5 protein-coding genes are annotated in these 13652 nt (G+C 32.0%); all 5 read left to right on the top strand.

Features of this window, described 5'->3' with window-relative positions; genetic code table 11:
- Positions 1 to 16 precede the first annotated feature (16 nt).
- Complete coding sequence (locus HZI73_RS00590) at positions 17 to 1867, top strand: Kelch repeat-containing protein (RefSeq protein WP_212696355.1); 1851 nt, start codon at positions 17 to 19, stop codon at positions 1865 to 1867.
- Positions 1868 to 1925: 58 nt separating this feature from the next.
- Positions 1926 to 8723, top strand: coding sequence for an RHS repeat-associated core domain-containing protein (locus HZI73_RS00585; RefSeq protein ID WP_212696354.1), 6798 nt, complete (start codon positions 1926 to 1928; stop codon positions 8721 to 8723).
- A 17-nt stretch (positions 8724 to 8740) separates the two neighbouring features.
- The gene (locus HZI73_RS00580) at positions 8741 to 9262 is read left to right on the top strand and encodes a hypothetical protein (protein ID WP_212696353.1); all 522 of its coding nucleotides are present in this window, start codon (positions 8741 to 8743) and stop codon (positions 9260 to 9262) included.
- Positions 9263 to 9868: 606 nt separating this feature from the next.
- On the top strand, positions 9869 to 11638 hold the full coding sequence (locus HZI73_RS00575) for an ATP-dependent nuclease (RefSeq protein WP_212696352.1): 1770 nt from the start codon (positions 9869 to 9871) through the stop codon (positions 11636 to 11638).
- On the top strand, positions 11625 to 13652 hold the full coding sequence (locus tag HZI73_RS00570) for a UvrD-helicase domain-containing protein (protein ID WP_212696351.1): 2028 nt from the start codon (positions 11625 to 11627) through the stop codon (positions 13650 to 13652). The genes HZI73_RS00575 and HZI73_RS00570 overlap by 14 nt, the downstream gene beginning before the upstream one ends.

Raw genomic sequence — 13652 nt, 5'->3', positions numbered from 1 at the left:
TAAGGAGGTCAGGAATTTGAAAAAGTTAAAGTACTTCGTCATTCTACTGCTTACTATAAAATGTTTTACGTTAGCAGCCTATGCATCAACCATACCCCCTACGAACATCTTAACAACTGCAAATGATAATCGTATTGTCATTTCATGGGATGCTGTTCATGATGCAATCGCTTATGAAATAGAAGTAGATGGTGTCATCATTGATAATCATCATTATACAATATTTGAACATGATTACCTCTTACCGTTAACAACACATGAGTATAGAGTAAGAGTGACAACATCTTCAGGTACTAGCGATTGGAGCCCTATCATCACACAAAAAACATCCAATCCTAAGTTGACAACATTAAACACCCTGAAAGTTAGTCAAGAGCTCATACAACCTCGATATGGATTCAAAACCATTACCGTAGATGACAAAATTTTTATCATCGGTGGCTATGGTCAAGGTTATGTTGACACAATAGAGACCTTTGACCACGAGGCTAACCATTGGGATATTATAACATCACTCCCTACAACCCGCTTACAACCAGCTGTTGTAGCCCATGAAAACAAAATCTATGTTATAGGGGGCTATAACCAAACAGATCAAGAACTAGGTACCATTGATGTCTATGATCTTACCCACGATACTTGGAGCAATATAACACCCATGCCCACAAAACGTAGTGGCGCAGCATCTATTGTACAGCATAACAAAATCTACGTTCTTGGCGGCTATAATCAAGAAGCTAAATCGTTAGATACGGTTGAAGTTTATGATATAGCAACCCAATCATGGACAACCATTGAAGCTATGCCAACAAAAAGAAGTCAATTAGCAGCTGTCCTGTATGACAATAAAATATATGCCATGGGCGGCTACAACGGATTTGTTTTAGGTGATATTGAAACTTATGATATAGCAACACATACGTGGACAAAAAAAGGTCAGATGCCGATAGGGCGATATGCCTTTGATGCCATGGGTATGAACAATCGCATCATGATTATAGGTGGTTACAACACCACACCATTTAACACCATTGAACACTATAATCCCATGGATAATCGATTTATTACGCAAAACAATCTTATGGAAGAACGTTATGCATTAGGTGCTGCTCTTATAAAGGACCAGCTCTATGTTATAGGTGGCTCAAACGAAGCACTGGCACTTAGCAGTGTTGAAAAAGCCTATATTAAAAGAGATCCAGCACCAACGAATTTTATCCTACAAGAATCCAGTGATACCCTTAACCTATCATGGGACAAAATGGATGAAATGACTTTATATGATGTAGAGATAAACGGCGAATCCATTCAGACTGGTTTTAAGAACACTTATACCTTGGATAAAATCAAAGAGAATAAAGTGTATCATATACGTGTAAGAGGCATAACAAATAATGGTGTAACTCAGTGGACGACCTTTAAAACCTATATAAAATATGCCAACCAACCATCAGCATATGCCTATATAGGAGAGCGGATAAAAGATGAGGATAACTATGAGACCATTGATCTTTATATCATGACAAAACATATAGAGGATATCTATACCGTTGAGATAGAAGCCCTCTATAACGAAGAGCATATTCATATAGCCAGTGAAGATATTAACAGGGTAATTTTCTCATCTCATAATAATACTTACCAATACCTAAACTTAGATGATAACGGACGTATCTATATCCTTGCATCCTTAACTGGTAACAAACAGCAGATAACAAACTTAACCCAGTTATATAAAATCAAGCTTCAGTTAAACACGTTAGAAAGTACGCAGATTGATATTAAAAAAATCAACATCGTAGATGCAACAGGACATATACTAGACATAGCAGACATCTATGACCTAGATATGCCTTCACTCTACTAGAATGAGAGGTATGTTACGTATGATAAAACACATTAAATATGGTAGTTGTATAATCGCTATGATAGTAACGTTTTATATGATACATAGTTTCTCATATGCTGATGTTGCAGTGCCGCCAGGGGTATATGAGAGTCAAGAAGAAGTAAAAGAAGAAACAACAACAAGTAAGAATAAGATTTTAAAATATGTAAAAACCATCGATGGTGATACGATAACTATTAAAGAAATGACAGGCGATCCAGAAATTGATAAAGTGGAAATCATCACCCAAACTTTGAAGGATCAGAATGTAAAAGTTAATTTTGGTGTAGACGAACCATTACAGGAGTATCCCTATTATAGAATCCTACCTAATGAAGATGGAAGTAGTACATATTCTGGTAAATTACTACTGATAGACCAAGAAATTAAGGAACAGGTAGATGGATTGGTATTTAAACAGAATGAAATATTATCCGAATACATTGAGAATACAGTAACCCGTCATTTTGATGCAAATGGAGTACAGATTGGGCAACCCGAATATTCATGGGATGGGGTAGGCAATCATCCCAGCTTTTATGCTTTAACGGAAGACCATGGGAAGCTATTATTTATCAAAGATCATGTAAAAGAAGATGATGAGATACGTACAGATAATCCAGATGGCAGCTACAAAACCGAGAAAACTTACTATGCAAGATATAAGGCAATCTATGAGACAAAACAAGAAAAGCCAGGAAATCATACGATTCATATTGCAGAATATGAAGGTGATTTAGTAGCGGAGCAATATATCTACACCTATAAAGCTAAATATGTGGTTACAAAAATCACAAAAGACATGCACTTGAATAATTTGGGTATATTGAATAAAGACGCTTATGTAGCAGACCCTGTCAACATCATCACGGGTAATCTCTACGCACACTACACAGATTTATCCATCTTAAGTATGGGTTCAACCTTGCAAGCAAGTCGATACTATAATTCATTAGATGACAGAGAAACCAGCTTAGGCAAATCATGGCGATTTCATTACGACAGTTACATAGAACAATTACCCAATAGCCAAAACATCAGGGTTATCTATCCCAGCGGACGGGGAAATCTATTTTTATACGATGATACCCAAGATAACTATAAAAGTATGCCAGGTGTTTATGATGATTTAAAGAAAGAAAATGATGGGACCTATGTACTTACGCTACGAAATAAGCAACAATATCTATTTGGTACAGATTCTAAACTCCATAAAATTATTGACCCAAATGGCAATGTAACAGACCTCATCTATGATAACAATAAAAGATTAATTAAAGTAGATGGTGGAGCAAATACGTACCTAGATATTCACTATAACCAGAATAACATTCAATCTATAAATGATTCTACAGGTAGAAGTGTTACGTACGATTATAATGATATGGGTATGCTAGAAAAAGTAACAGATTCAACAGGTGAATCTACCCAATATGCATATGAAGATAACCGTATCATCACCATCATTGACAAAAAAGGGCATGTTGTATTACGAAATGATTATGATGATATTGGAAGAGTTATCAAACAAATAGATGGCAATGGCGGTATCATAAACTATCATTATGACATGGTCAATAAAACAAACAGTTACCATAATACAGAGACTGGCGAAAAAGTTACGTACGAGTACAATAATAAATACCTAATTACCAAAAAAATATATGAAGATGGAACTTATGAAGCATATACTTACGATGATAATGGTAATAAAACATCGGTTAGAAATAGAAACGGCCATGTCTCAATATTTGAATACGATGACCGCAACAATTTAATTAAAACCATTTCACCTCAACCTTTTAATTATGAAACAAATATGTTCTATAACGATAAGGATAAACTTATTAAAATCCAATTACCTAATCAAGTGGCACAAACATTTACATACGACGATAAGGGTAACCTTTTAACAGTTAATGAACCAATTGATGATCAGCAAATGGCAACAACCACTTACACCTATGACCAACAAGGGAGAAAATTATCCGAAACCAATCCCATGGGTCAGGTGATTAGGTATACCTATAGTGATAACAGCCCACTACCTATCACTATCACAGATGCAGAGGGTCATACATCAACATATACCTACGATACCGCTAACAGAGTAAAAACCATAACAAAAAGTGATACAACCCTTACTTATGCTTATGATGACATGAATAACATTACTAAAATTACAGATCCTTATGGCAACGTCACAAGAATCAAATACGACAGTATGGGCAATGTCATCAAAACCATACGTCCCAATGAATACGACAGCACACAGGATGATGGCATAGGTGAAATACATCATTATAATGCAATGAATAACCGCATTCATACAACAGATGCTATGGGTCATATTATTGGTATTAATCACTATAATGCGGCAGGTAAAGTGATAAAAGCCATTAACCCTAATACCTACAATGAAACGACCCAGGATGGAGAAGGTCAACGCTTCATCTATGATTATAATCAGCGGTTAATGAAAACCATTAACCCATCAGGACAACAATCTAGGATGAAATACGATGCCGTGGGCAATATGCTCCGTGTTATCACACCCAATAACTATCAAGAAGCCTCCGATAATGGAGAAAGTCTTAGTTATACATATGATGCATTAAATCGACTGGTATCGGTGCAAGATAAAGATGGGCAAACTTTAACCCAAAATATCTTTGATGAGATAGGACAACTCATTAAAAGTATCGATCATGAAGGGTATGAAACCTTATATACATACAATAAAGCAGGATGGCTTTTAGAAAAACGCCAACCATTAAAAAAGGAAAATGGTATTACATATTACCGTTTAACCAAGTATGAGTATGACCTTTTAGGACGAATTACAAAAGAGTTTAAATCCAATGATTATGTGACACAAACCGGTGATGCTGACGTTTATAATATTATCTATTACACGTACAATAATAATAATCAAATCATCAGTGTTATAGATTCTACAGGGGCTAGCACACAATATGACTACAATCAATTATCACAGCTCATTAAAGAAGAATCCATGATTAATGATGATACATCTCGTATCAAACGCTATGCCTATGATAAATTAGGTAGGCTAGTGAAAGAAATACAAGTCATACAAGGGAAAGATATAGATGGCAGTGCTCAAGAGGTTGAAGAAGCAATTACCACATATGCATATGATAAGAATGGCAATCTCATTCAAGTCGTAAGCCCCCTTGGGTACAAGACCAATTTTACCTACAATGCCAATAATCAATTAATAAAAACAAAAGAAGAAGTTGATAAAGATTGGTTAAACGCTACCCATGTAAAAGCCAGCATCTATTCACCAAAAAATAAAATTTATGAAAACAATATCTATACCTATGACTTAAAAGTTGATACAGATAAGTCATTATCAGCTGTACATTTTAATATTTTATATGACGCTAGGATTTTTGAATTGGTAGATGTAGATCAACAAAATGAAAATATTACCGTTGATACAAGTACAACAGGACGTATAAGTATTGATAGTAACAATGCTTATGCTACCGGTAAAACAAATATTCTATCGTTACGGCTTAAGACTAAAAGTCAGGTAATGGGTCTGGGATATATTACATTTGATGAGGGCAGCTATTATGTAGAAGACGGTAATCAGAAAAAGTTCACAGAACTATCAGGTCAACGATTAAACATGTTAGGTCCTGATTATAATGTCAATCATCAGGTAGAAATAAACGATTTATCACTAGCCGCAAAACAATTTCAACAAGACGGCACATTACCACAATTCAAATACACATACGATACCAATAATGATGGCAATGTGGACACGACAGATTTACAATATATAAGTGATTGGCTTGATAACGATAAGAGTGCAACATTTGACCGAGTAGGCATGAGCCAAGTTAAGAATAAAATCATTTATAATGACTATGTAAAAGGCACTGAAAAAGTCATAAGAGAAAAGATATATAACTATGACAAAGCAGGTAACTTAATTAAAGAAACCGATAGTGAAGGCTCAATCATCTATGCTTATGATGTCCAAAATAATTTAACCAAGCTTACAGACAAAGAAGGCAATACATACGGCTATCAGTATGATGAAGAAGGTAACCTGGTTAAAGAAATCAAGCCAGAAAACTATAATACAACCACTAATGATGGACCAGCAACAACCTACCAATACGATTATCTTGGACGCTTAATACGTATTCAGGATGAAGAAAATAAAGTTCTTCAGAAAAACATATACGATAGAAAAGGTCGCCTAATCAAGCAAATAGATCCAGGAGGCTATGCATCTGGAGCTACAGATGAAAGTCGATACAAAACAGAATATGTCTATGATATTGGTGGTAGATTAATTCATATTATATCACCAGAAGCTCAAGAGCAAGGCAAAGCGAATGTTCAATATACCTATGATGCACAAGATAATATCTTATCGATAATAGATGCAAAAGGAAACACCACAAAGTACATTAGAGACTTATGGGGTAGAGCTGAGAGTATAACCGATGCAGCTGGTAACATCTCAACATACACTTATGATTATGCAGGGAACGTGACATCTTCCACAGACCCTAAAGGTAATACAACAAGATACCACTATAATAGCATGAACAAATTAGCATCAATTATAGACCCTATGGGGCAAGAAATACACTTTCTATATGATAGAGAAGGAAGGGTTGTCAAAGAAGTCGATAGATTGGGTCAAGTTATTAACTATCAATATAATAGCGACCACAACCTAATCCATAAAAGTATTCAAGGACTAAGTGAAGACCAACATTATCTATACAATCATATGGGTAGGTTATTTGCTACCATTAGTAATCAGGGTATAGAAGGTTATGGGTATACATCTAATGGACTCCTAGCAAATCAAAGCTATAACAACGAAAACTTATTAAGTTATACGTACAATAATAACAACCAAGTTGAAACAATCACAGATAAAGATAATAACATCATGAGATATCATTATGATGTGCAATCAAGGCTAAAGTCGATACATGATAAGAACAGCACATTAGCCACTTATAACTATAACCATAATCAATTAGATAATATTGCTTATCATAATCAAGTAAACGTTAAGTATAACTATAATAAAGACAATCAAATATCCCAATTATCTCATACAAAAGATGGTAAAAACCTAAACACTTATTTATATCAGTATGATTTAAATGGCAATATAACAGAGAAACAAGAAAATGGACAAAGAACAACCTATACATATGATCAGTTAAACCAATTAACGAATGTTATCTATCCTAATAATATGGAGGAAACATATCGTTACGATATAGCAGGCAACAGAACTCAGAAAGTATTCACAGAAGCTACTAACTCTGGAATACCTAATCAAACAACAACACAATATAAGTATAATGCACTAAATCAATTAACAAAGTCTACTCAAAATGATATAATAACCACATACAATTATGACGATAATGGCAATCTACTCCAAGCCGTTAACGAGAAAACAGGCACAATTTTCTATGCCTATGATGGTTATAACCGTCTAACAAATGTAACGAACCCAGATGGCAGTTATCAAAATAACTATTACACGGTAAGTAGACTTAGAACAGCTATTGAGGAAAATGGTGTATATACAGGTTTTACCTATACAAATGGACAAGTCATTAGTGAATATACTTCACATGGTGAGGTTAAAAGCTCTAATTTTATAGGGGACAGATTAATTGCTTCGAAAGACGCCAGTGGAGAACCCTACTATTATCAACACAATAGCCATGGTGATGTTACAAGTATTACTAATCAGTTAGGGAAGATGCTTAATAACTACACCTATGATGCTTATGGTAATATTACATCTAGGGAGCAGCTTGTAACGAATAGGTATACTTATGCTGGTGAACAGTTGGATAGTATTACAGGGCAGTATTATTTGAGGGCTAGGTATTATGATCCTAGGATTGGGAGGTTTACGCAGGAGGATAGTTTTAGAGGGGATGGACTGAACCTTTATGCATACGTAAAGAACAACCCTGTAAACTATATAGACCCAAGTGGTAATTGTGGACAGTCATCCAATGGTAGTACAGAATCCGAGTACATAGAAAACCAATTCTCACAATATGATATAGGCGATAATGTTATTATATTTGCTAATAATGGACAGCCATTTATAGTAGAGATAAAAGAATTAACTTTTGGTGGCGAAAAATATAAGGGCTACTGGTTTGATACTATTGAAGAGTGGGAAACTTTTGGTAATGCTAATAAAACATATATTTCCTTTAAAGATTGGACTTCTATTCTTATTGGCTTCACACCAGCAGATATAGTAAAAGACCTTGTTGATTTTGTCAAAGGTGAAGATTCAATAACTGGTGATAAAATTAATAGATGGTTATTAGCTGCAATGGTCATAACTCCAGAAGCAGTTGATATAGCTATTAAAAAAGGTGCTAAGAATGGTAGTGACGTACTTAATGTTTTTAAGAAAAATAAAAATATCGTTGGGCTAAAAAAAGCTAACCCTGATGCAGTTATAAATGCTTTATCTGATTTTAAAGGTAAGAAAATGCTCTTTGGCGACAAAACATTTCTACTTGATAAAAGTGGAATGAAGCATATCTTGGAACGGCATCATCCAAGCTTTTGGGATGGTTCAATTAAGAAGGCTCAAAGTTTTTTTGATAAAAATATGAGTGTAGATGATGTTTCTGATGCAATTCATGATATTATGAAGCAAAATAGAGATACTTTGATTAATAAAGGAACAAAAGGCATGTATCAAATTAAAGGCACTTATAATGGTACGGATTATGTCATTGGATTTAAAAACGGTAGAGTGGGACAATTTTATCCTGAATAACTAAGGAGGTAAAATCTATGTTTAATATTAGCTCTTATATAAAATATCCAAATAAACTAATAGAAGACTTATCTATAATAAATAATAATTACAATCGTTTTTTTATAGAATTAGATGATGAAAACACAATAAAAACCATCGTTAAAGATATTGAGAGTGAATATATTGAAGGAGTTATCTACTTAGAATATAATGGTACTATATTGATGGATTTTACTTATTGGGACATAATAGATCAACTTTGGGCATACCTCGTTAATTTAGTAAATGATACCTTAAATAATCAAGAAGCAGAAGTTTATTTTCCAGACCAACCGATAAAATTAAAGCTTAAAAACCTTAGTAATAATTTAGTATTATTCACTATAGAATCAACTACCACAACACAATTAACTCTTCCAAAGAATGAATTTTTTGAAATGCTATTAGAATCAGCTAACGAATTTTTTCTCAAAGTTCAAGGATATTTTGGATGCAAGGTTGATTATAGTTACGAGCTAGAATTAATCAATAAGCTTAAAAATAAGCTTGCTCAATAAGAGCTAAATAGTATATTAAATGAACTAATCATATGTAAAACTTATAAAGCAGTGGATTTGACAGGTGCAGTCATATCACTGCTTTGATTTTATTTTTATCTAAGTAATAGGCACTCTATATACATATTATCCATTTGAAACCAGTAGCCATCCAGTGAAGACCACTAGGGTCGTAAGCATCAGAAGTGGTTCTAAGGTCTTTTGGTGGGAAAAGCTTTTCAGGGTCTTCCTTATGGGGCAAAAAACCAAGAACCATCTTATGAGGCAAAGGATAGAGAGTTATTATACTAGATACTATGTATACAATGTACGTATATTTCTGCTTTATTAAAATGCTTGAAGAAAATAACGACTTCAAAGAATCCTACAGAGAAACTTCAAAGAACAACCCACTTCTTTTTTCTTTACTGCCCTTTGGGTGACTAACTATTGATGATATATAATAAACTATTATTATTGATTTTTAGACTTATTATGTTAAAATTATAAATAGGTCCACAATATACAAACTATAAAGTTTAGATGTAGGTTATAAACAATCCAAATACCATATGATTATCTAATAATAGCAATACTTAATAAAATTAATAAAATGAGGGTGAGAAGATGTATTTATATAATTTGAAGTTGTGGAATTTTAGAAAATATGGATCAAATGGGGATTTAGACTTAGATAAGCCAGATTTAGATATATGCTTTAATAAAGGACTAAATTTAGTTATTGGTGAAAATGATTCTGGTAAGACTGGAATTATAGACGCAATAAAAATAGTGCTTAAAACATCAAGCTATGATTGGATACGTATCGTTGATAATGATTTTTACAAGTCATCTGATGAGTTAAGAATAGAACTTAAGTTTAGAGGTCTTAGTGAAGAAGAAGCTAAAAATTTTGTTGAATTTCTTAGTCGTGAGGAATTTAGTGATGAATTTGAACCTATATTAAATGTAATATATAGGGTGTATAAAAAAGATGGTAAGATTTTACCATCTGATGTAAGAGCAGGTAGTGATAAAATTGGTAAAGTTTTACCTGCTGAAGCTAGAGAGTTTTTAAAAGTGACATATTTAAAGCCACTTAGAGATGTACAATCAGAATTAATACCAAAAAGAAATTCTCGATTGTCTCAAATTTTTCAAGGTCATGAAGCTTTTAAGGGTGTTGATGAGCATCTTTTGTTGAAAATATATGAAAGTTTTAATAAATCTATTAGATTATACTTTGAGGGTAAAGACAATAATGGGAAAACTTTAATACCTGACCAAAATGGTAAGATTTTAAAAAACAACATTGATAAGACAATCAAGGGGTTTTTTAATAAAGATAGTGAGTCAATTATTGATACAACAAAAGCTGAAATCAAAAAAATATTAGAAAGTCTAGAGTTATCATTAAATGGAATAAATAATCCTGGATTAGGTTCACTAAATAGATTGTTTATGGCTTCAGAATTGATACATTTAAATAAACAGGATTGGACAGGTCTTAGGCTTGGACTTATAGAAGAAATTGAGGCACACCTTCATCCTCAAGTTCAACTAAAAGTAATAAAAAATTTAATCAAACAGAAAAATACTCAGTTAATACTAACATCTCATAGTCCTAATCTCGCTTCAAAAGTACCACTAGAAAACCAAATAATATGTAGAAATAATTTTGCATATGCACTTTCTAGTAAATTTACAAATTTAGATAAACGAAATTATGTCTTTTTAGAAAAATTTCTAGATGTGACAAAATCAAATCTTCTATTTGCAAAAGGATTAATTTTAGTTGAAGGTTGGTCCGAAGAATTAATTATTCCTGTTATAGCTGACAAAATTGGTTATAATTTGGTTGATAATGAGGTATCCATAATTAATGTTGGGAATTTAGGGTTTTCAAATTATTATAAAATTTTTTCAAGAAAAGACAATAGAAAGATGGGAATTCACATATCTGTAATTACTGATTGTGATATGCCAGCTTATCAAGAGGATATTAATAATTCTAAAAAAGTTTACACCAAAATCAATAATGATATATACAAACTTAATTGTCAGGAAGCTGTTATACAGAAGCAAAATAATTATGAAGAACCCGCAAAACTTTTTATTGCAAAAGAATGGACTTTAGAATGGTGTCTGATGAAATCAATTGTTATTGGAGAAACTTTCAGAAGAATTACTAAAAACGTTCATAATAAAAGTAATTGGACAGACTTTGAAAATCAACTTGCAGAAAAGCTACTTAAAAAATCCCTCAAGAAATCAGAGATTGCATTTAGGTTGGCAACAGCAATAGAGAAAAATGATATAAGTATTAATTTAAATCAGCTTGAGAGTGACGATACAATGAAACACATAGTTGAGGCGATTATATATGCAAGCAAGTAATATAAAAGTAAATGAATCAGATATTAAATATTCAGAGCAAATACTTTTGGGGGAAGGTAAGTCATTTGATGAATCTAGATGTGCTTATATACGAGATTTTAATACTCTAGATTTAATGGCAGTACCAGGTAGTGGCAAAACAACATTACTATTAGCTAAATTATTAGTGTTAGAAAAACACTTACCTCTTAAAAATAATCAAGCTGTTTTAGTTATTTCTCATACGAATACAGCAGTTGAAGAGATAATAGATAAAATTAAATTGTATTGTCCTAAATTATTTTCTTATCCAAACTTTATAGGCACAATCCAAAGTTTTGTAAACAAATACTTAGCCCTACCATATTATGAAAGTATTTGTAAAAATAAAATTATAAGTATAGATGAGGAAAACTATTATCAGGCAATAAAAGATTATTACAAGCATCTATCAAATTATAGATTGAAAAAATGGTTAGAAAACCAACATGACCCAATAGATTTATTAAAAAAGATTAGACTAAATAATAATAGTAATTTGGTTTATTATATTAGTGGTACAGAAGATGGTTTTATACTAAAGAATAAGGAATCTTCAAGCTATAAAGGTCTTATAGACATGAAGATTTCATTACTTAAAAAGGGTATTTTACATTATGATGATGCATATTATTTAGCTTCTATGTATATTAGTAAATTCCCTATTATTACTAGTATTTTGCAAAGCAAATTTAAATACATTTTTGTAGATGAAATGCAGGATATGGATAATCATCAATATGAATTACTAGAAAATCTATTTATATGTAATCATAATGCTGATATTTGTTATCAGCGACTTGGAGACAATAATCAAGCTATATATAATAATATTGTTTATGGTAGAAGTGTTTGGCAAGAGAGAAAAAATATATACACGATTAATGGAAGTAATCGATTAAGTAGACTTAATGCAAAAATGGCTTCAAGATTTTCAATTGATAATATTCAAATAGTCGGACTTAATTCGAGATTTAAGGATTATAAACCTGTTTTGTTAGTATATGATAAGTCAAAACGGAAATGTTGTGTTATACAAGCTTTTTCAGAATACTTAAATAAAGTATTTGTAAATGAGTCAGTTATTAATAATATAAATTTTAAAGTTATATCTTGGAGGAAATTTCATAAGGATAAAGAGAAAACTACACTTAGTTCATATTGCCCAAATTTTGAACTCATGCAATATAATAAAGATGAATATATAGAAGGTAACTCTATTAGCTATTATGAAATTACACGAAATTTGATTGATTATTTAGTTACCATTTTAAATGAAGCTACAATCAAAATAAATGAACATATTATAAGTAGAACTAAATTATTAAACTATTTAAAAGAAGAAAATATTGCAGAGTACCAAAAATTAAGATTATATTTATTTAGGTGGTGTGAGTTATTATTCAATAACCAAAATAAAGAGTTTTGTAAAGCATTTAATCACTATTTGATAAGTTTTACAGCTTTGTTTCATATATCCATAACTAAATTAACATTAGAAGATAGTTACAAATTCAATTCGATGAACAATACAAATGCAGAGAATCCAGAGGAACGATGTGTAAATTGTGATGTTATGGGATATAGTCCAAAAATATGTAGTGCTCATTCTGTAAAGGGTGAAACACATGATGCAACACTTTTTCTAGAAACCTTTTACGACTCAAATTATGAATCAGATATACTTCATGAAGTATTGGCAGGTAAGAATGTCTCTGAGTTAATAGAAAAAAATATAGATGAAATCAAACAACTTGAAGACGAGATTTACTGTATTAAATCGAAAGGCAAAACACATGGTATAAAAAAAAGACAAAATAAAATTAAATCAACTCAGTTAAGAATAAATCGGATTAAGCAATATTCCAAATTGGTGTATGTGGCGGTGACACGTCCTAGAGGTGTTATTGGATATGGAATAAGTAAAGAAAAGTATGATGAATATTTAGATGGAAATTTAAATGATGATGAATGGACAGTTATTATGATTGAATAG

It is taken from the genome of Vallitalea pronyensis (assembly GCF_018141445.1).
Lineage (GTDB): Bacteria > Bacillota > Clostridia > Lachnospirales > Vallitaleaceae > Vallitalea > Vallitalea pronyensis.
Note: the sequence above shows the minus strand (reverse complement) of the source record. Positions and strands in the feature narration are given on the sequence as shown.

Bases quoted from the DNA above. Each gene is read 5' to 3' on its own strand.
- HZI73_RS00585 (WP_212696354.1), top strand. From the start codon at position 1,926: ATGATAGTAACGTTTTATATGATACATAGTTTCTCATATGCTGATGTT.
- HZI73_RS00580 (WP_212696353.1), top strand. From the start codon at position 8,741: ATGTTTAATATTAGCTCTTATATAAAATATCCAAATAAACTAATAGAA.
- HZI73_RS00575 (WP_212696352.1), top strand. From the start codon at position 9,869: ATGTATTTATATAATTTGAAGTTGTGGAATTTTAGAAAATATGGATCA.
- HZI73_RS00570 (WP_212696351.1), top strand. From the start codon at position 11,625: ATGCAAGCAAGTAATATAAAAGTAAATGAATCAGATATTAAATATTCA.